The organism is Rodentibacter trehalosifermentans (assembly GCF_002000545.1).
GTDB classification, from domain to species: domain Bacteria; phylum Pseudomonadota; class Gammaproteobacteria; order Enterobacterales; family Pasteurellaceae; genus Rodentibacter; species Rodentibacter trehalosifermentans.
On the sequence record NZ_MLHL01000019.1, the window covers coordinates 61766 to 81522 of the forward strand.

Here is a 19757-nt window from a genome sequence, read left to right on the forward strand (position 1 = left end):
CTAATCGAACCTGTCGCCTAACAAAAACTGTAATACGGCATCCATTCGTAAATGGGGGATCGTCTCTCCTTGCTCAAGGGGTTGCGGCTCAAAGCTGTCGAAATCAAATGCCATCATTTTCCCCTCATTTTCCGTCAAGGGTGGCATTTTTTGCCAAAATTCCGGGCTTGGTAATTTACTCGGTACCGTACCGGGATAAAGCGTAGTCAACCGTTTATCTTTGCTGCGTACCCCTTGAATAGCTTTAATTTGTTTGCCGTTTTGATTAACAATCACCTGCTTTGTCGCACGAATTGCAGCAATTGCCGTATATTCCGTTTCAATACCTTCAAATTCCACATATCGTCCCCCTTCTTGCACCAACTGTCGCATTAGACTTACTAAATTCGGCATTTGGTCAGTGGTGATATGATCTGCCTTTGTGGCAATAAACATTAATTTATCAATGCGTGGGGAAAACAAACGGTTTAGGAAATGTCGTTTACCATAATGAAAATTTTTGAATAATTGATTTAACCCCATCTGCATCTCTAAAAATGCTTGTCGGCTATGGTTTAGCGGGGTTAAGCAATCTGCCAAAATTACTTGGCGATCAAAGGTTGAAAAATAATTTTCGTAAAATCCTTTTACAATTTTATGGCGATAGTAATCATAACGGTTATTCAATACCGCAAAATAACTGTTTGGTTTTGCCTCTTTTTTCAGGGTTTTCCATTGCCCCGGAGTGAGGTGAATTAACGGGAAAAATTGTAATGCCGGTGCGCCTTCTAATTCCCCTGGTAACACAAAGCGTCCCGGCTGAATAAATTGCATTCCCTGTGCTTTACATTGGTAGAGATAGTCTGTGTAACTTTTAGCGATATCTGCTAACACCGCTTCATCAGCAGCCTCACTTAAATCCAATTTTCTCACAGCCTCTAACCAAGGTTTGGCAAGTTCTGCCCGCATACCTTGATGAATCAGTCCCTGTTCGAGCGACCATTGTTCAAAATGCAAATGCAACAAAGGAAGATCAATCAACCATTCGCCGGGGTAATCCACAATATCTAAATACAATGTTCCCCGCTCTTTTACATGGCGAAGTAAACCACTTTGTCGCTGAAAACGAATAGCAAGACGGGTTTCACTCACCCCACGGGTTGATTGGCACCATTGCGGCGGTTGTTGGGTAAGCGCATTGATATTGGCTTCGTAATCAAAACGTGGCACACTCAAATCCAGTTGTGGAACACGTTTGACGGTAATTATTGTGCCGTTTCTTGCCGCCTCAAATAGCGGTAAATGACGGCTTGAGCTTTGATTAACGGATAATAATTGATTAATAAGACTGGTAATAAAAGCGGTTTTACCGCTACGGCTTAACCCGGTTACCGCAAGGCGTAAAGTGCGGTCAAATCCGCGGTTAATTATTTGGTTGAGTTCTTTTTGAATAGCATTAAACATTAGGGTCTTGGATAAATTCTGCGACTGTGGATGACAAAATGAATATAAACATGATGATTAATGACTTCATAAACAATACGATAGCCTCGACAAAAAGCCTCTCGACTTCCATCTTCCCGTAACCGGCCTATCGCTTCCGGCATAAAGCCAATAAGGGAAATTTTATCATTTAAGTCATTAAATAATTTTAATCCACTTTCAAGAGAGTGAGTATATTCGACAACATTCTCAATAATTTCATCAATGTGTTTCTGTGCTTTTTGCGTGATAATCACCTTAGGCATAAATCTTGTTTTCCATTGCTGAAAACTCACTGGCCTTACGTTCTAATAGTTTAAGTGTTTGTGCTTTAGAGTCAGCATGACTTAACACTTTCCCCGCTTTAACTTCTTCACGCGCTTCTTTTAACTGTTGAGCCAAAAACTCATCATAACCTTTTTCTTTTAACATATTTTTCCCCCATCTCAGATTGAAACGACTATACGCCTCAGGTGCGATAAAAGCAACGTCTAGCCATTTTTAGCAATATACCTTACAATTTGCCCCATAATTTACCACAACACATTCATTATGTTACGCCGAAATCCGATATTTTTCTGCTTTCTTTTCAATTTGGGCTTACTTAGTCAGGTTCAAGCCGCACCGCGTGTGCCGGAAAGTTTAACGGAAAACGGTTTAATTTATTGCACGAATTCTTCGGGATTTTCGTTTAATCCACAAACAGCAGATGCCGGCACCAGTATGAATGTGGTCACAGAACAGATTTATAACAAACTGTTTGAAATTAAAAATCACAGTGCGACCGTTACACCCTCTTTGGCACAATCTTATACCATCTCACCCGATGGTAAAGAAATTCTCATTAATTTACGTAAAGGGGTAAAATTTCATCACACAGCCTGGTTTACGCCTACTCGGGATTTCAATGCGGAAGATGTCATCTTTTCCATCAACCGTGTATTGGGTCATAACACCTATTTACCCGTTTTAAATCAAGATCATCCGGTACAGGGTAAGAATCCGCAATATCGCATCTTTCATGAACAAGCGAAAAAAGTGCGTTTTCCGTATTTTGACAGCATCAGATTAAATCAAAAAATTAAGTCCATTACAGCAGTCAATCCTTACAAGATAAAAATTGAACTCTTTGAGCCGGATTCTTCTATTCTGTCGCACCTTGCCAGCCAATATGCGATTATTTTTTCACAAGAATATGCCTATCAATTAAGTGCAGATGATAATCTCCCCCAACTGGATACTCATCCTGTCGGTACCGGCCCTTATCAAGTTCAAGATTATATCTATAACCAATATGTACGTTTGTTGCGTAATGATCATTATTGGAACAACGATGCCAAAATTAAACATATTTTGGTTGATTTATCCACCGAACGCACCGCACGCCTGATTAAATTTTTCAATAACGAATGTCAAATTGCCGCTTATCCGGAAGTGAGCCAATTAGGGCTATTACACAATAATGACGAACGTTATTATTTACAGTCTGCAGAAGGAATGAATCTTTCCTATTTGGCGTTTAATTTCAATAAACCGCTAATGCAAAATGCGCAAATTCGTCAAGCTATTTCACAAAGTATTAATCGGGCGCGTATTGTCCGCAATATTTATCACAACACGGCAACGGTGGCGAATAATATTATCCCCAATGTTTCTTGGGCATCGGATATTAATACACCGGAATTTGATTTTGACTATTCGCCAAAACACGCCAAAAAAGTGCTGGAAAACAAAAATTTGCAACTGAATATGTGGGTACTTAATGAAGAACAAATGTATAATCCTTCCCCCATAAAAATGGCGGAACTTATCAAATGGGATTTGGCACAAGCCGGGGTAAATGTCAAAGTGCGGTCGGTTACACGAACGTTTTTGTTAGAGCAGCGGAATAAAAAAACCGAAGATTACGATATGATTCTTACCGGTTGGCTTGCCGGGAATTTAGATCCTGACGGTTTTATGCGTCCCATTTTAAGCTGTGAAACCAAAGAGGATATGACAAATTTATCCAACTGGTGTCATCCTCAATTTAATGACTTAATGGATAATGCACTCGCCAATACATCCTTGCGTGAACGTGCGAAAAATTACAATATCGCTCAAAACTTAGTGCTAAAAGAGCTGCCGATTATCCCGATTGCCAATGCAAAACGCTTTTTAGTCGCCAATAACAAAGTAAAAGGGGTGCAAATGACTCCTTTCGGCAGCATCAATTTTTCAACGCTTTATTTCGCTAAGGAGAAAAAATAATGTTGTGGTCGGCATTACGCCATCTCCTTTGGGTTATTTTATTATTCTTTATTTTAACCCTCATTAGCTTTGCTATTTTAATGCGGGATCCGTTGAATGAAGCACTTATCCAAAATAACATTTTGGGTAGCTATTTTTATTATCTTAATGCATTGCTGCAAGGAGATTTAGGCATTACCTATAACGGCGGTCAATCATTAAAATCACTTATTTTTACCGTTTTACCGCCCACATTAGAACTGTGTTTTACCGCCTTATTGCTTGCTTTTATTTTCAGTATTCCTCTTGGCATTTTAAGTGCGGTCAATAATCAGGGCATTTTTTCTAAAACCTTGCAAAGTTTATCCTATGTAGGACTATCAATTCCTATTTTTTGGCTTGCCCCGATTTTACTCTATATGGCGGCGATTTATGGTTGGGAAATATCCGCTACCGGACAATATAATTTGCTTTATGAAATCCCCCCGATTACCGGTTTTCCGGTGGTTGACGTTTGGTTTGTGGACGTGCCTTATCGCACAAAAATCGTGCAAAGCGTATTACAACATCTCGCCCTCCCAACCCTAATTTTATGTATCTTACCGACGATGGAAATCATCCGAACCATTCAACAACGGGCGGAATACATTCTTCAACAAAATTACACCAAAACAGCGGTGACCCGTGGATGGTCAAAATGGAAAATTTTGCAACAATATGTCTTTCGCAATACTTTTCCATTACTCGTACCACAAATCACGCGCGTGTTCACTTTAGTGCTTACCCAATGTATGCTCGTAGAAACCGTCCTCGGCTGGCCCGGGATCGGACGTTGGCTTATTGATGCGGTCAGCATCCAAGATTACAACAGTATTTCCGCCGGTGTCATTGTATTAGGTATTTGTATTATTACCATTGACACCCTAGCCAAAACCGTGATGTTTATTCTCGATCCATTTAATAAGAAAGGTTGGTATGCAAGATAAAGAACCTGATGAATTTCGTGAAAGTGCATCAATTTATCAAATTTGGTTACAGTTTCGCAAAAATCGAATTGCTTTACTGAGCTTTTATTTATTTTTTCTGTTAATTTTAACCGCACTTTTCGCCCCTTTTGTCGCCCCATACAGCGATAGTATGGAATTTGTCGGACAAGAGTTAATGCCGCCGTCTTGGGTGGAAAAAGGGCAAATCGCCTTTTTCTTTGGCACCGATGATCTGGCTCGCGATGTATTAAGCCGTGTCATAATGGGCACGCGCTATACACTAGGCTCTTCCTTGATTGTGGTAATTCTTGCGGCGCTGATCGGTGGTGCATTAGGCATTTGGGCGGGGATGTCCGGTGGCATTAAAGCCCGTTTTCTCGGTCATATTTTTGATGCCTTTCTCTCTATTCCGATTTTGCTCATTGCGATCATCATATCCACCTTTATGGAACCCAGTTTGATGAATGCCGTGATTTCCACCTTATTGGCAGTGCTTCCCTATTTCACCCACGCCATTTATCGTGCAATTCAACAAGAACTCAAAAAAGGCTATGTCATGATGTTAAAACTGGATGGTATCACTGACGGCGAATTACTTCGCAGTACGATCCTACCCAACATTACCGTCACCTATATTCAGGAAATTTCACGGGCGTTTGTTGTCACGATTTTAGACATTAGTGCCCTAAGTTTTATTTCCCTCGGTGCGCAACGCCCCATGTCGGAATGGGGAGCGATGATTAAAGATTCCCTTGAATTGATTTATCTCGCCCCTTGGACGGTGTTGCTCCCCGGCTTTGCCATTATCATCACGATTTTGTTAAGCATTGTCTTTACCAACGGCTTATGTAAAGCCATTAACCAATACTATCAATAACTATGGCACTACTGGATATTCGTAATCTCAACATTGAAATCAAAACGCCGACGGGGCGCGTAAGAATTATTGACGGTGTTAATTTAACCCTCAATGACGGCGACATTTTAGGGCTGGTGGGCGAATCCGGCTCGGGTAAAAGTTTAATTGCCAAAGTGATTGGAAATGCCATCAAAGAGGATTGGATTATCACCGCAGATCGTTTCCGATTCAATGATGTGGAACTGTTAAAACTCTCTCCTACACAGCGTAGAAAATTAGTCGGTAAAGAAATTTCGATGATTTTTCAAGATCCTCTCACCTGTTTAGATCCCAGTCGAAAAATCGGTAAACAGTTAATCCAACATATTCCGAGTTGGACATATCGTGGCAAATGGTGGCATTGGTTTGGTTGGAAAAAACGCCGAGCCATCGAATTACTTCATCGTGTAGGCATAAAAAATCATAAAGACATTATGGCAAGTTACCCCAATGAACTCACGGAAGGAGAAGGGCAAAAAGTGATGATTGCCATTGCCGTGGCAAATCAACCACGTCTGCTCATTGCCGATGAACCCACAAATGCCTTGGAGTCTATTACTGCACGCCAAGTGTTCCGCTTACTTTCCGGTATGAATCAAAACCAAGGGATGAGTATTCTCTTAGTCAGCAATGACATTCCCGGCGTGAGTGATTTTTGTCATACGGTATCCGTGCTTTATTGCGGGCAAAATACCGAATCGGCACCCACACAAACCTTATTGGAATCGCCTCATCACCCCTATACCAAGGCGCTGATTCATTCTGTACCGGATTTTACCCAACCCTTTGGTTTTAAGTCGAAACTTGGGACATTAGAGGGAACCGTCCCCCTATTAGAACAAATGCCAATGGGATGCCGTTTTGGACCACGCTGTCCTTTTTCACAAAAACAATGCATTAAAAAACCGACACGCTATCGTATTAAACAGCACGAGTTTTCTTGCCATTTTCCGATTAACTTTCGAGAAAAACAGATAAAAGAAACCGTGCTGAATTCCCCGCTTACCTTATCTACGGAACCCAATAAGGATTAACCTATGCCTTTATTACAAGTAATCGACCTCTGTAAAACCTTTGACGGTCCCGCCCGTTGGTTTGGCTCAAGCAAATTTAATGCCGTGGAAAACGTGAGTTTCAATCTTGAACGAAAACAAACCCTCGCCATTATCGGAAAAAACGGTTCGGGAAAATCCACATTAGTAAAAATGATAGCCGGGATGATAAAACCCACTTCAGGGGAAATTAAATTTAATAATGAACCGCTTGATTTTGAAAATCCCCATTATCGCACCCAACACATCCGTATGGTGTTCCAAGATGCCAATTCCGCCTTTAATCCCCGACAAAATATTGGGCAAATCCTTGATTCACCACTTCGATTAACGACTGACTGGGATGAAGAAAAACGTAATCAGAAGATCTTTAAAACCCTTTCTATGGTTGGGCTTTACCCTGATTACACCAACTTAAAAATCAAAAACCTTTCCGTAAGCCAAAAACAACGGATCGCCATCGCACGGGCAATCATCTTAGAACCTGAAATTATTATTGTCGATGATGCGCTAAGCTCGTTAGATGCCTCGGTGCGAGTTCAACTTCTCAATCTTTCCGTCGATATCCAAGCCCGTTTAGGCGTTGCCTATATTTATGTAGGGCAAGATTTAGGGGTCATCAAACATCTCGCTGACGATGTGCTTGTGATGGATGAAGGAAAAATCATTGAATACGGTTCCCCCAAAGATCTCTTTTGCACCCCTCAAACCACCGTAACAAAACGCCTTGTGGAAAGCCATTTTGGTCGCTTGTTGGATGAAAGTGCTTGGGTCCGCCAAGATATCGCAGATTGATTTACAAGAAAAACACCTTTAGAATCGACCGCTCTTTTATTATCTATAAGGAAAATCCATGCAAACACTGCTTAAATTAACCCAATTTGTCAGCAGAACCTTTGCCCTATGGGCTATCGTTTTTGCTGTTCTTGCCTTTTTATTTCCGGCAGAATTCAAAATTTTCGCATCATACATTCCTTACTTACTCGGTTTAGTGATGTTCGGTATGGGGATCACCCTCACATTCAGCGATTTTGGTGAAGTGGCAAAACACCCGAAAGCCGTTTTTATCGGTGTGGTCGGTCAATTTGTGATTATGCCTGCCATCGCCTTTTTCTTAGCCAAAGTATTTAATTTACCCTCTGACCTTGCAGTGGGTGTCATTTTAGTCGGCTCATGCCCGGGTGGAACTTCCTCAAATGTGATGACCTATCTTGCAAAAGGTAACACCGCACTCTCCGTTGCTTGCACCACCATTTCAACCCTACTCTCCCCGCTTTTAACACCGGCAATTTTTTACCTACTGGCAAGCCAATGGCTGGATATTAATGCCTCTGCGATGTTTATGTCAGTCTTGAAAATGGTGCTTTTCCCTATTTTCTTAGGGCTAGTGGTTCGCACCTTATTCAAAAATATCATTACCCAAGCAAGTCAAATCACCCCACTTATCTCCGTGGTGTCAATCGTCTTAATTTTGGCGGCGGTGGTGGCGGTGAGCAAAGATAAAATTGTGGAATCCGGCTTATTGATTTTCAGTGTTGTGGTATTACACAACTGTTTAGGCTATCTCATTGGCTTTCTTGCGGCAAAATTATTCAAACTCAACACTGCAGACAGTAAAGCGATTGCGATTGAAGTCGGTATGCAAAATTCCGGTTTAGGTGCAGCCCTTGCAGCGGCACATTTTAACCCTATTGCCGCCGTACCAAGTGCCTTATTCAGTTTCTGGCACAATGTATCCGGCCCGATTTTGGCGAATATTTTTTCAACAATGAAGAATGGAAAATAATGGTAAATTTGACCGCTCTTATTAAAAAGAAAAGCAGGGCAACCCCTGCTTTTTTAATTAAAATCAATGCCTTGAATACAATTCTCATATAAAAATTTAACCAATATTTCCCGTTTATTTTGATCTTGATAAAAAGCGGAAAGCATTAAATTAAATTCATCAAAATAGCTATCGTCAATCTCAATGATCCCCAATCCCTGTTGAATAAAATAAGCATTAGCGGAAAGAATTGCCGTTCTTTTATTGCCATCCCAAAAAATTTGATCTTTCATCATTTCAAGCATAAAAACCAATCCCCGATAGATTTCTGAATGTTGCAAGTCCGATAAAATGGCAGTGATTTTTGCTATCACATCAGCCTCTTTAGGAATTGCCGGCACATAACGCTCGCCATTATAAAGGGATACGCCCACTTGACCACGCCGAATTTCGCCGGGATCAAGGGAATCATTTTGCGCCACAAGAAAATTAATCTTTTTCATAAAATCAAGACTCAATTCATCTTGAATATGATTAATCATAAACCGAAAGCCATTGCGTAAATTCAAGATCGTTTCGGCGTCATTTAAAGAAACCGATATATCGGCACGATAATTTAAAATATGCTCGGTTTGTAACAAGGTTGTATTACAATTTTCAAATTTACTCATATGATAAATTTGAGAAACCCATGTTTTTTTCGCCAGAAAAATGTTTTCTTTGAGTGAAAGTTGATATTTATTTTCCATTAATTCACCTTTCCACAATTCAAACAATACAAATAATGCCCTTTCGGATCATTGAATTTATTGAGTTGATTTAAATCCCGTTTGATTTGTTGGAGCGGTTTAGGTAAATCAAACCATTGGGCGATAAATTGCTGTCCGCTTTGTCTGAAATCCTTAAAGAGTTTCCCTACAAGGCTGGTGTCTTCTTCCGTTATCCATTCCACCGAAAAATCTTCAATCACAGGATCACGATGAAGATTAACCAATTCGCCCGCTTTTTCTACGGCACGATCAAAATCCCCCAACTCATCCACAAGATTATGCTTGAAAGCATCTTTACCCAGCCACACCTGACCTTGTGCAATTTTATCCACAGTATTTTTTGACATTTGGCGACCATTACTGACTAAAGTCAAAAATTTATCATAGCCATGCTCAATTTCTAACTGATAAATATCTTGTGTATTTTTTGAGAGCGGGCTAAACACCGAGGTTTCCGCCAATTCCGTTGTCGCCACACCATCAGCATTGATGCCAATTTTTTTGATTGCATTTTCAAAGGTTGGCAGCATAGCAAAAATACCGATAGAACCGGTGATCGTATTTTTATCCGCAATAATATAATCCGATGTTGCCGAAATCCAATAGCCGCCCGATGCCGCCATCGCCCCCATAGACACCACCACCGGTTTGCCTGCTTTTTGTAAATTATCCACTTCTTGACGAATCAACTCTGAGGCAAAAGCACTGCCTCCCGGCGAATTTACCCGCAATATAACCGCTTTTACTGAATTATCATCGTATGCCTTACGCAACAAACGTGCCACGCTGTCGCCACCAACATCACCTTCTGCACTTTCACCGTCAATAATCGCTCCTTCCACATTGACTATGGCGATTTTATTTTCACCTATTGAAGATGTCATTCGATCTTCAAATCCGGATAAATAGGTTGAGAAATCCACCATATTCACCTCACCTTCCGCATTTTTACCGAAAAGTGCGGTTAATTTTTTATCTAAATCTAAATGGGTAGCAATGTCTGTGATTAATCTACGTTGTTTCGCATAAGCCGTACTGTTGCCCTTCAAGGCTTTCAAATCCGCTAAATATTGTCTTGCATTGGGGAGCAGGGTTTCGTGAGAAATATGGCGGTTCGCACTCACAATCTGCACATAACTTTCCCACATCCCGTTTAACCATTGGTTCATATTTGCTTTCGCTTCCGGCGACATATCATTGCGTAAGAAAGGCTCAACGGCAGATTTATAGCTGCCGACACGGAAAATATGCGGCGTGATAGCCAGTTTGTCCAACAGATCTTTATAATACAAATTCTCTTGTGCCAATCCTTGAACGGAAACTTGCCCTATCGGATTCAAATAAATCTGATCGGCAAAACTGGCTAAAAAATATTGCCCTTGCGAATAATTATTGGCAAAAGCGATCACCGGTTTTTCCGAGGTTTTGAAATCCGCAATCGCCTTACCGATATAATCCATTGCCGGCAAATCGCCGCCTGAAAAATAATTCAGATCCAGCACCAAGCCCCGAATGCTGTCGTCTTCTTTTGCTAGATTAATGGCGTAAACCACATCGAAAGTAGAAATTTGCAACGGTGTGCGTTCGCTGGTATTTAATTCGCGTAATGCCTGTTGCCAACCAAATGTGTCATCACGATTATCCGCCAAATAGCCGTCTAAATTCAGCAACAACGCCCCTTTATCGGCAGTTAAATTCACCGTATTTTTTTTCGTATTGCCAGTGAAACTAAAAAGTGTCACCAACAATAAAATAAAAATTAAAAAGAAAAAGTTCATCACTAAATCACGGATAAAATTTAGTGTACGCCAACAAAATCTAATGACTCGAAAAATGGGATTCATAAGGTATCAGATAGGTCAAAAAAATTGCGCTTAGAGTAACATAAACCCGTACTAAAAACTATGCTATAATCTACCGCACTTTTGCGGCATTATGTAGCAGTTGCACAATAGATAATTTTTCGCTCCCTCCTTTTACAGGAAGCGAGGTGGCACCTTAAGGGGGATTGCAACAAAGTTGCAAAAACTCAGTGAAAAGTAACCGCTCTTTTCCCCTCCGCCTGCGGCACCTCCCCCCGTAAACGGAGGGAGGGAAGATAGCCAATAGTTTTGTGCAAGTGCGACATAACACCGCACTTTTGCTTAATGAAAAAGAAATGAGATAAAAAAATGGATGCTTTAACCCTTTTAACCACCCGTCGTTCCAACAAAAAACTCACCGCCCCTGCCCCTAATAAAACGCAGCTCAAACACATTTTTCAAGCCGCACTTCGCACACCCGATCACGGTAAATTACAGCCTTATCACTTTGTGGTGATCGAAAATGAAGGTTTGCATAAACTAGAGGAATTGCTCAAAGAAGCGGTTTTGGAATTTAATCTTGGTGAAGAGCGGTTAAAAAAAGCAGAGAATTTGGCACACCGTGCACCTATGGTGATTGCGGTTATCGCTAAAATCACCCCTGACATCCCCAAAGTGCCGGAATGGGAACAATTGCTGACTGCCGGTTGCGCTGCCTACGGTATTCAACTTGCCGCTCACGCACAAGGGTTTGACAATGTTTGGATCACCGGAAAGTGGGTGGAAGGCACAGCTCTTCGTCAAGCCCTTGGTTGCCGTGAACAGGATAACATTGTGGCGTTATTAATGCTTGGCACCGCCATAGAAAAAGTGGAAAGAGAAGCTCGCCAAGAGAGCATGGAAGAATTTGTGAGTTATTTATAACCCCCTCTTTAAACAAGGCAAGTGGGTGAACAAAGTTTACCCACTTGCCATTTTCCCTCCCATAAACTTAAAAAGATTTCTCAAAAATCAAATTCAGGTTTTGACGGTCGTAAGAATACAGACTTGGGATGTTACTTTTTTGTTTACGGTAGGAAAATTGCAATTTTGGCGTGATACCGAACAAATGCCAATCCCGTTTCCAAAGAGTGAGATTAACATTGAAAATGCGATCTTTGCGCACTTTCCCCAAGGGAATCAACCCACCCAATACCGCTTGATCTTTATAATGGCGTTGTGAAAAGCCCAAGCCTAAACGGCTTGAAATGCCTTTGCTCCATTCCTGCCCCCAACCGATACGGAGCGATTTGGTGTCAGAGCCGTATTGTTTCACTTTGGTGGTTTCACGGTTGAAATCGCCGCCAAGATAGAAAAATTGGCGTGGCGTTCTCGCCCACACCAAGGTGGCAGACACTAATTTGGTGTTGCCGTTTTGTGCGGTGCTGTCGAAATAGCGTTGTTTGGTGTATTCCGCTGCTGTTGAAAGCTGCCAATTCGGATTGAGCAATGGCTTAATTCCAATCGTGCGCCATTGCCCCACTAATAACTTTCCCCACCGTACCAACGTTTTTCATAAAATGGTAACAGGCTGAGGGTGGATTGTGCGGTTTTATAACGCACACCAAGGGAAGTGCGGTTATAAATATCGTCATAATCGTGATTATCCCAATAACTTTTGCCGAATAATTCGTTTTCAAAGGCGAGATAATAGCGGTTGCCGAGATTGAAATCTTTGCCGAGCGAAAGACTATAGGCTATGCCGTGGGCGGTTTGTGGCATTATATCGCCATTGTACAAACTTCACTTCGCTTATTTATGGTATGTCCCCTCTCCTATTTAGAGGAAAGGGGGAAATCCGAAGGATTTCGGAGGAAGGGGGAAAGTGCGGTGATTTTTTAGCGTGTTTTTCTAATGCTTCGACACCAATTTCATTATCGGCAATACTATCGCACAAATAATTGCACCAATGACAACCCCCACAATTAATGCGGCAAGATTGCTTATCCAACCATCGGTGAGTTGATATTGTTCAAGGAAATGGTGAATAAAATCAAGGTGATGAACGAAAATCCCACCGCCCACAAGGAACATCGCCAGCGTGCCAATCACACTTAAGGCCCGCATAAATTTTGGCATAATCAGTAAAATGCCTTGCCCAATGCTTTTTGCCGTTTTGCCTTTTTTCATCAAAAACAAGCCAAAATCATCGGTTTTCACAATCAAAGCAACTAAGCCATAAACTAGAACCGTAATGCCTATACCAATAATCGAAAGGGTAATAATACGCGTAATAAGATCCGCTTGGGTGAGTTCACCAAGCGCGATAATAATGATTTCTGCAGAAAGGATAAAATCCGTACGAATCGCCCCTTTGATCTTTACCTGTTCATTAAACTCGTTTTTTTCCTGCGGTTCATCGTGATGGAAGAACTTGTGCAATAATTTTTCAACACCTTCAAAACAAAGGTATGCCCCGCCTAACATTAAAAGCGGCACGATCAATCCGGGCAAAAAAGCGGAAAGCAATAAGGCAAGGGGAATTAAAATGAGTTTGTTGACAAAAGATCCTTTCATCACCGCCCAGACAATCGGCAGTTCCCGTTCCGCACTGGCACCGGTAACTTGGTTTGCATTTAAGGCAAGATCGTCCCCTACCACTCCAACGGTTTTTTTGGCTGCCATTTTGGTCATTAATGCCACATCATCAAGAAGGGAGGCTATATCATCAATTAATGTGAAAAGCGAACTAAATGCCATAAAATTTCCTTTAATAAAGTGAATTGAGAAAAAAGTGAGTTTAAACCGGGCGGATGCTCTCTACATCCAAGGTTGCATCAAACTCTTTTTGTAAGAGAAGTAATTTTTTATCTTGTTGAAGTTCGCCACGGGCCTGCTCACAAAGATCTTGATATACCTGTTTGCGAAGTTCCATGGGCGTTATGACCTCACGATCATCGGATTGAATATCAAGCTTTATTTCCTGTCCGTAAAGCTTATCGAGGGCTTCCGTTAAAACTTTGATATTCCGATCTTGACGTAAATGAGCTTTTCCCGAATGAATCCCAAGTTGAATGGTGTTCTCTGTTTTACCAAGCAAAAAACAATTTAATGCCAACTCTTTGGCAAAACCTGTGACACCGGAACGCTCGACAATATCCGTCCATTCATCACGGGCTTGAGTGATACCAATAATGCGTAAACGTAACGCCGGTGTCATATCTTCCAAGATGGCTTGTTTAATATCTGATGGGCGAATAGTCTCCACTTCCTTAGCAAGCTCAGGATTACGCCATTCCCAACGATAGGTTTCCGCATCAAGCATTTCCTGCTCTTCTTGCGCCAACTCCGCATTATCCTCCACAGAGTTTTCCATCGTCTGAATATTTTTAGGGAGTGGGGGAACAACAGGCTCTTTTACCGCCGTTTTCTTTGGCGGCGTCATTTCACGCACGGGAAGTGCGGTCATTTTTCTTTCTGTTTTTTGCTCATCAAGAACTTGAATGTGATGCAATGTTTCATTCACAGCATCATTCATTTCTTTTTGATGGGATTGTCGCTCATTATCTTCAATTTGATTCAGTTGCTTTAACGCATCTAACGCCGCAAGGCTGGCAAGATTAAGTGTTTGATTTGAAGAAGAAACGGAACGGGCGGATTCTGCGCCATAATTCGCTTTGATAGTCTGCGACAGCACCGGTACATCAATATAATTTCCCTGATTTTCAACCGCACTTTTTCCATCGGACGTCGATTGAGATTCAGACAAATTAGATTTCGGCGCTGCCGTTAGAAACTTTGGGTGAAATGCTAACGCCCGTAATAATGTCATTTCCGCCCCGACACGATAGTTCGGTGCCACACTCAGCTCTTTTCGACCTGAAACGATTACCTGATAGAAAAACTGAACATCTTCCGGTGCGATATGTTTTGCAAGAAAGGCAAGGTGTTCATTTTCATTTGCGGTATTTTGCGGCAATAACTGCATTAAGGCAATTTGATGCAATTTTTCCGCCACTTCAGACAATAAGCTATCCCAATCACCTGCTTTTTCGGCAACCGTCTGAATTGTTTTCATTAAAGCTTCGCCATTGCCTTGGTGTAGGGCGTAAATGATGTCAATGGCTTGCGTATCATCCAATAATCCTAACATCGCATTGACCACATTGACCGTAACGTGACGATCCCCCATAGCAATAGCTTGATCCGTAAGACTGAGACTATCGCGAATACTCCCCTGCGCCGCTTTTGCCAATTTATCTAAAGCAACCGAGTCAAAAGGGATATTTTCTTGACTTAAAATATGGGCAAGATGTTGTGAAATTTGCGTTTCATCTAACGCTTTGAGATGAAATTGCATACAGCGGGATAAAATGGTGACCGGCAATTTTTGCGGATCTGTGGTGGCAAGTAAAAATTTGACATACTCCGGCGGTTCTTCCAAAGTTTTCAGTAACGCATTGAAAGAATGACGTGAAAGCATATGCACTTCATCAATCAAATACACTTTGAAACGCCCGACCACCGGTTTATATTGCACGTTATCCAATAATTCCCGGGTATCTTCCACTTTGGTACGGGAAGCCGCATCAATCTCAATCAAATCAATAAATGCACCTTGCTCGATGGCTTTACAATTTTCACATTCGCCGCAAGGGTGAGCGGTAATACCGTTTTTAATGCAATTTAACCCTTTGGCAAAAAGGCGTGCGATGGAGGTTTTTCCCACTCCACGTGTGCCGGAAAAGAGATAGGCGTGATGAAGGCGTTGTTCTTTTAAGCCATTGGAAAGTGCGGTGAGAATATGGCTTTGCCCCACCACCTCTTCAAAGGTTTGGGGACGCCATTTTCGGGCTAAAACTTGATAGCTCATAAATGATTGTTTAATGCCCCTCAAAATTCACTAAGGTGTAGCAATCCACGCCTAATTCATTCAAGCGTTGTTCGCCGCCAAGCTCAGGCAGATTAATCACAAATGCCGCATGTTTGACTTTTCCGCCTAAACGTTCCACCAATTTAACAGTGGCTTCAACGGTACCGCCGGTAGCGAGCAAATCGTCAATAATCAACACGTTATCCCCTTCGGAAACGGCATCCACGTGAATTTCAAGGGTGTCCTGACCATATTCCAATTGGTAGGATTGTGAAATGGTTTCACGTGGGAGTTTTTTCGGTTTGCGCACTAATTCAAAAGGTAAACCCAATGCAAGGGCAACTGGCGCACCAAAAATAAAACCACGGGATTCGGTGCCAAGTACTTTAGTTATTTTTTTATCACGATACTGTGCAACGATTAAATCAATGCTGGCTTTGAAAGCTTCAGGCACTTCTAATAAGGCTGTAATATCACGGAAAATAATGCCTTCTTTCGGATAATTAGGAATGGATTTGATGGAAGACTTGATAAGTTCGAGTTTGGTATTCATAAATAAGCTCAATAAAGTAAGGAAAGTTCAATATTTTGGGTGGCTATTCTAGCATAAAAAATGAGGAAAAATGGAAGATCCCAGAAAATTATGGAAGCTGATTAGCGAGCTAATTCATTGCCAGTTGAAAGTCCCTCCTAGTTACCAATATACATTTCCTATCATTAATCACCAAATAAGTCGTAGTCATGATTTTCCACCTTACCACAATATTCACTGCCTCGGTCGGTGAGAATACGTAATAACATTGGTAAGCCTTGACTTGCAAAGTAAAGCTGCACTTTATCATTCAGCATATCTGCGGCGGTGATAGCGGTCTTCATCGTATATAATTTTGCAAGGTTTGCTGATAAATTCGCCTAACACCTTTAAGATTGTCCACATAGAACGAACCTTGAGCCCCCAGATAGAGCCGAGATAGATTGTTTCAATTTCGTCACGACCTTATCCTATTTCTTACGCTCTAAGGCTTGAATTTGGGATTCATTGAAAATACCCCCTCGCTCTGCAACAAGTTTTTCAAGTGCTGTCAATCTCTGTTTAATATTAGCTAGGTTGTGTCTCAACCAAATTGAGCGAACACCGCTTACGAACACAAAAATGCTTTGTTTGCATCGTTCATTATTGATCCGAACCTGCCCAAACGCCAGTTTATCCAATGCAAACTATACTACTCAAGCCGACATCTCAACTACTTTTGTACATTCGCTTCATAATATCGAAAAAATCAAAAAAACAGACCGCTCTTTTCATAAAAAATCCCCCAAGGATTACTCCTCGGGGGATTGATACTAAACTATCACGAAGTCAATCATTAGATGATTGAAATACCTTGTTGGATATACACTTCTTCGCTATTCACTTCACCGGTTGCACCTTTGTAGGTGTATTTATCATACACTACACCGTTCTCAACGATATCTGAACCTGTTTTTTCCCAAACATTCCAGTCATTTTTTCCAGTTAAGTTTGTTCCACCGCTATCACGGAATTCTTTACCATTGACACCATCTCTAGCACCATTGTTCGCTCCATCACCGCCGTTGTTACCAAAGTCAACGGTATCACCCACATCACCTTTGATATAAAGTTTAGTGGCTGTATCACCGGTTTGCTGTAAATCTTTAAGAGATAAACTCACTTTTTGGTTGCCGGTGCCACCGCTTATTGCGCGCATATCAATGGTTTCAAAGTTGATCACTTGACTCAATTTGAGATCTAGATTTTGACCTTTTAAGACAATGGTATCATTACCCTCTCCACCATCAATTGCACCATAACCGGTATTCACTTGAGTGCCATTGATAATTAACTTGTCATCACCTTCACCAAAGTTAAGCTTCACGTTATCTACCGCTGATTTGGCGATTGTGCCGACAGTCATCTCATCGTTACCCGCTCCGAAGTTAAAGGTACCGCCGTAGAGTCCGCCTTTAATGCTCACGGTATCCACATCTTTACCGAAGGTGAACACACCATCGGTGTCGATATTGCCCCCTGTTTCAATGAAGTTATTACCGTCACCGAGATCAAAGGTTTGCTTTTGACCTGCAATAGTACCGATACTACCTTTTACAGAAATAATGTCATCACCACTTCCTGAAGTAAAGGAGGTTGCCTTCTTAAGATCTGTACCGCCGGAGGTGCCATAACCCACACGAAGTTCATTATTTCCTTCACCAAGCTCAATCGTTTTATTACCATCAAAGTTACCATCTACTTGGATACTATCGTTACCTGCGCCACCGAAGAATTTTGTTGTGGAGGCATTAACAATATCTCCACCAATATAGAGGATATTGGTATCACCCGCTTTATCATCCGCTTGCCCTAGATCAAACGTATAATTTCCAATTTTCAGATCACCTGCGACTGAAATACGGTCATTACCTGCGCCCATATCAAATTTTGCACCATACATTGATTGTGCCTCACCTCTGAATTGAACACTGTCGTCACCTGCTCCAGCTGCAAAGCCACCAAAGGTATTTGCCTGCGTTGCGCCGAAGGTACCATTGTATACACCCATATTACCGAAGCGATTATAGTCTAAACCAAAGATAATAGTATCGTTACCATCTGTAGTAACAAAACCACCATTATCTGCAGTTGTAACTGGTTGACGTGGGAGAACTACAGCTGCATCATCCATACTGCCATTACCATAGGTAATTGGTGCACCGATTTTGCTACCTTCCGGTCTTGGATCCGGACCTTCCTCAGTATTCATTGTAGCCGTTAAGTTACGTAATACGCTGACTTTTGTTTCAGACACGTTACCCGCAGCATCAGTAATACGCAGTTCTAATGCACCCGACACTTTACGATTAAAGTTATTGAGCGTTAGATTGTATTTACCGTCACTATTTGCAATCACTTTATCCGACCAGTCAGTTTTGCCTGTACCTGTTGCATAACGATATTGAATGGTTGCACCCACTTCAGATAAACCGGTTGGAGCAAAGACGACTTCACCTGTTGTAATATCAAATTTCTCAACCGACATTTGCTCTACTAAGGTGTCTAAGCGGAAATCAAATGTCGCCTTAGCACCGGCTGAGAGTTCATCACCGTTCTTATCTTCGATGACCACTTCATAGCGGTAGTTTGTACTGTAAGTATCATCAAGTACATTAGCACCTTTTGGCGTTAAGACATAATTTAAGCCATCTGAGGTCGTTAAATCTGCAGTAACATCCGTTTTACTATGTTCGGTGTATGGTGTTGCCGCATCCGAGCTTTCAGAAAGGGTATAACGATACACCTTAACAATTTGACCCGCTGTCGGTTCCTTATCAAGTGTAAAGCTTAGGCTTGCATCTTTATCATTAGTTAAGCCTGTTGATAAAGATGTCGCGGCTTTCAAGTCGCCCGCACTGCTTACCTCACCCACATATTTATCATCATTTTGTGCATAGTAGCTACTATATTCATAAGTGCCATTTTCTAACGGTTCATCGGTTAAATTATCGTTAAGTGCGATAGCCGTTACCTGTGGAGTTGATGCCGTGTAATCAACGTCTTTCGCTGCAGTACCTTCTGCGTTAGCACCGGTTGCTTTCACTTCATACTCTTTAGTTGAAGCATAGTCGGTTAATTCACCGGCACCAACAGTGACCGACCAAGAACCATCTTCTGCCGGAGTAACTGTTTTAGTTACAATCGCCGCAGCTGACCCTTTTTCACCAATTGTCACCGTAATCTCACCGCTAATATCGCTACTTGTACCTTTAACGATAAAACCTGCCGCTGCTTCAGCCGGGCTGATTTGTGCGTACACATCACCGGTTGCTGTGCCATCATCAGTTACAGTATCTGCTTGCTTATCACCAGCTATTTCTGTGATGTCGATTTTTGGCGTTTCTGCAATAGGATCAACTTTCGATGTA

The 19757-nt window shown here is 41.7% G+C and carries 17 protein-coding genes and 2 pseudogenes; 7 read left to right on the forward strand and 12 right to left on the reverse strand.

Going from position 1 to position 19757, the window contains the following annotated elements; all coding sequences use genetic code 11:
• From BKK52_RS04525 to BKK52_RS13645, 3 genes are read right to left on the reverse strand one after another with little or no spacing between them, the layout of a single operon-like run.
• The gene (locus BKK52_RS04525; RefSeq protein WP_077420195.1) at nt 1-1443 is read right to left on the reverse strand and encodes a YcjX family GTP-binding protein; all 1443 of its coding nucleotides are present in this window, start codon (nt 1441-1443) and stop codon (nt 1-3) included.
• Nucleotides 1443-1727, reverse strand: a complete 285-nt coding sequence (locus tag BKK52_RS04530) for a type II toxin-antitoxin system RelE/ParE family toxin (RefSeq protein WP_077420196.1) — start codon at nt 1725-1727, stop codon at nt 1443-1445. Before BKK52_RS04530 ends, BKK52_RS04525 begins: the two co-directional genes overlap by 1 nt.
• On the reverse strand, nt 1720-1893 hold the full coding sequence (locus BKK52_RS13645; protein WP_165688440.1) for a hypothetical protein: 174 nt from the start codon (nt 1891-1893) through the stop codon (nt 1720-1722). Before BKK52_RS13645 ends, BKK52_RS04530 begins: the two co-directional genes overlap by 8 nt.
• A gap of 120 nt (nt 1894-2013) precedes the next feature.
• On the opposite strand from BKK52_RS13645, the gene BKK52_RS04535 reads away from it, so the two are divergent.
• From BKK52_RS04535 to BKK52_RS04560, 6 genes are read left to right on the forward strand one after another with little or no spacing between them, the layout of a single operon-like run.
• Nucleotides 2014-3711: an ABC transporter substrate-binding protein gene (locus tag BKK52_RS04535; RefSeq protein ID WP_077420197.1), complete on the forward strand. Its 1698-nt coding sequence runs from the start codon at nt 2014-2016 to the stop codon at nt 3709-3711.
• A complete protein-coding gene (locus BKK52_RS04540; RefSeq protein WP_077420198.1) occupies nt 3711-4676 on the forward strand; it encodes an ABC transporter permease in 966 nt (321 codons plus the stop codon). Before BKK52_RS04535 ends, BKK52_RS04540 begins: the two co-directional genes overlap by 1 nt.
• The gene (locus BKK52_RS04545; RefSeq protein WP_077473493.1) at nt 4666-5553 is read left to right on the forward strand and encodes an ABC transporter permease subunit; all 888 of its coding nucleotides are present in this window, start codon (nt 4666-4668) and stop codon (nt 5551-5553) included. The genes BKK52_RS04540 and BKK52_RS04545 overlap by 11 nt, the downstream gene beginning before the upstream one ends.
• A 2-nt stretch (nt 5554-5555) precedes the next feature.
• Complete coding sequence (locus tag BKK52_RS04550) at nt 5556-6608, forward strand: peptide ABC transporter ATP-binding protein (protein WP_077420200.1); 1053 nt, start codon at nt 5556-5558, stop codon at nt 6606-6608.
• A 3-nt stretch (nt 6609-6611) separates the two neighbouring features.
• On the forward strand, nt 6612-7421 hold the full coding sequence (locus BKK52_RS04555) for a peptide ABC transporter ATP-binding protein (RefSeq protein ID WP_077420201.1): 810 nt from the start codon (nt 6612-6614) through the stop codon (nt 7419-7421).
• A 58-nt stretch (nt 7422-7479) separates the two neighbouring features.
• Nucleotides 7480-8412, forward strand: coding sequence for a bile acid:sodium symporter family protein (locus BKK52_RS04560; protein ID WP_077420202.1), 933 nt, complete (start codon nt 7480-7482; stop codon nt 8410-8412).
• Between the two features lie 53 nt (nt 8413-8465).
• Here the strand turns inward: BKK52_RS04560 and BKK52_RS04565 are convergent, their stop codons facing one another.
• Both BKK52_RS04565 and sppA read right to left on the reverse strand, forming a co-directional pair.
• Complete coding sequence (locus tag BKK52_RS04565) at nt 8466-9140, reverse strand: Fic family protein (protein WP_077478054.1); 675 nt, start codon at nt 9138-9140, stop codon at nt 8466-8468.
• Nucleotides 9140-10996 (reverse strand): signal peptide peptidase SppA, encoded by a 1857-nt coding sequence (gene sppA, locus BKK52_RS04570; protein ID WP_077473498.1) that lies wholly within the window; start codon nt 10994-10996, stop codon nt 9140-9142. The genes BKK52_RS04565 and sppA overlap by 1 nt, the downstream gene beginning before the upstream one ends.
• 336 nt (nt 10997-11332) lie before the next feature.
• Here sppA and BKK52_RS04575 point away from each other — a divergent pair, with 336 nt between their 5' ends.
• Nucleotides 11333-11887, forward strand: coding sequence for an NAD(P)H nitroreductase (locus BKK52_RS04575; protein WP_077420205.1), 555 nt, complete (start codon nt 11333-11335; stop codon nt 11885-11887).
• A gap of 67 nt (nt 11888-11954) precedes the next feature.
• Here the strand turns inward: BKK52_RS04575 and BKK52_RS04580 are convergent, their stop codons facing one another.
• The 7 genes and pseudogenes from BKK52_RS04580 to BKK52_RS13505 all read right to left on the reverse strand — a co-directional run.
• Complete coding sequence (locus tag BKK52_RS04580) at nt 11955-12485, reverse strand: surface lipoprotein assembly modifier (protein WP_256821839.1); 531 nt, start codon at nt 12483-12485, stop codon at nt 11955-11957.
• Entirely contained in the window at nt 12485-12724 is a 240-nt protein-coding gene (locus BKK52_RS14055) for a surface lipoprotein assembly modifier (protein WP_256821840.1), read from the reverse strand. The genes BKK52_RS04580 and BKK52_RS14055 overlap by 1 nt, the downstream gene beginning before the upstream one ends.
• A 129-nt stretch (nt 12725-12853) precedes the next feature.
• Nucleotides 12854-13702: a DUF808 domain-containing protein gene (locus tag BKK52_RS04585; protein ID WP_077420207.1), complete on the reverse strand. Its 849-nt coding sequence runs from the start codon at nt 13700-13702 to the stop codon at nt 12854-12856.
• 40 nt (nt 13703-13742) lie between these two features.
• Nucleotides 13743-15815, reverse strand: a complete 2073-nt coding sequence (gene dnaX / locus BKK52_RS04590; protein WP_077420209.1) for a DNA polymerase III subunit gamma/tau — start codon at nt 15813-15815, stop codon at nt 13743-13745.
• Nucleotides 15816-15825: 10 nt separating this feature from the next.
• Nucleotides 15826-16368: an adenine phosphoribosyltransferase gene (gene apt / locus BKK52_RS04595; RefSeq protein ID WP_077420211.1), complete on the reverse strand. Its 543-nt coding sequence runs from the start codon at nt 16366-16368 to the stop codon at nt 15826-15828.
• A 173-nt stretch (nt 16369-16541) separates the two neighbouring features.
• Nucleotides 16542-17033 (reverse strand): annotated as a pseudogene (locus BKK52_RS04600) (transposase family protein); the annotation flags it as partial.
• A gap of 149 nt (nt 17034-17182) precedes the next feature.
• Nucleotides 17183-19757: pseudogene (locus BKK52_RS13505) on the reverse strand (hypothetical protein); the annotation flags it as partial.

What these genes read in the sequence shown, in the direction of transcription:
- BKK52_RS04525 (WP_077420195.1), bottom strand. Translation starts at nt 1,443, where the DNA reads ATGTTTAATGCTATTCAAAAAGAACTCAACCAAATAATTAACCGCGGA.
- BKK52_RS04530 (WP_077420196.1), bottom strand. Translation starts at nt 1,727, where the DNA reads ATGCCTAAGGTGATTATCACGCAAAAAGCACAGAAACACATTGATGAA.
- BKK52_RS13645 (WP_165688440.1), bottom strand. Translation starts at nt 1,893, where the DNA reads ATGTTAAAAGAAAAAGGTTATGATGAGTTTTTGGCTCAACAGTTAAAA.
- BKK52_RS04535 (WP_077420197.1), top strand. Translation starts at nt 2,014, where the DNA reads ATGTTACGCCGAAATCCGATATTTTTCTGCTTTCTTTTCAATTTGGGC.
- BKK52_RS04540 (WP_077420198.1), top strand. Translation starts at nt 3,711, where the DNA reads ATGTTGTGGTCGGCATTACGCCATCTCCTTTGGGTTATTTTATTATTC.
- BKK52_RS04545 (WP_077473493.1), top strand. Translation starts at nt 4,666, where the DNA reads ATGCAAGATAAAGAACCTGATGAATTTCGTGAAAGTGCATCAATTTAT.
- BKK52_RS04550 (WP_077420200.1), top strand. Translation starts at nt 5,556, where the DNA reads ATGGCACTACTGGATATTCGTAATCTCAACATTGAAATCAAAACGCCG.
- BKK52_RS04555 (WP_077420201.1), top strand. Translation starts at nt 6,612, where the DNA reads ATGCCTTTATTACAAGTAATCGACCTCTGTAAAACCTTTGACGGTCCC.
- BKK52_RS04560 (WP_077420202.1), top strand. Translation starts at nt 7,480, where the DNA reads ATGCAAACACTGCTTAAATTAACCCAATTTGTCAGCAGAACCTTTGCC.
- BKK52_RS04565 (WP_077478054.1), bottom strand. Translation starts at nt 9,140, where the DNA reads ATGGAAAATAAATATCAACTTTCACTCAAAGAAAACATTTTTCTGGCG.
- BKK52_RS04575 (WP_077420205.1), top strand. Translation starts at nt 11,333, where the DNA reads ATGGATGCTTTAACCCTTTTAACCACCCGTCGTTCCAACAAAAAACTC.
- BKK52_RS14055 (WP_256821840.1), bottom strand. Translation starts at nt 12,724, where the DNA reads ATGCCACAAACCGCCCACGGCATAGCCTATAGTCTTTCGCTCGGCAAA.
- BKK52_RS04585 (WP_077420207.1), bottom strand. Translation starts at nt 13,702, where the DNA reads ATGGCATTTAGTTCGCTTTTCACATTAATTGATGATATAGCCTCCCTT.
- dnaX (WP_077420209.1), bottom strand. Translation starts at nt 15,815, where the DNA reads ATGAGCTATCAAGTTTTAGCCCGAAAATGGCGTCCCCAAACCTTTGAA.
- apt (WP_077420211.1), bottom strand. Translation starts at nt 16,368, where the DNA reads ATGAATACCAAACTCGAACTTATCAAGTCTTCCATCAAATCCATTCCT.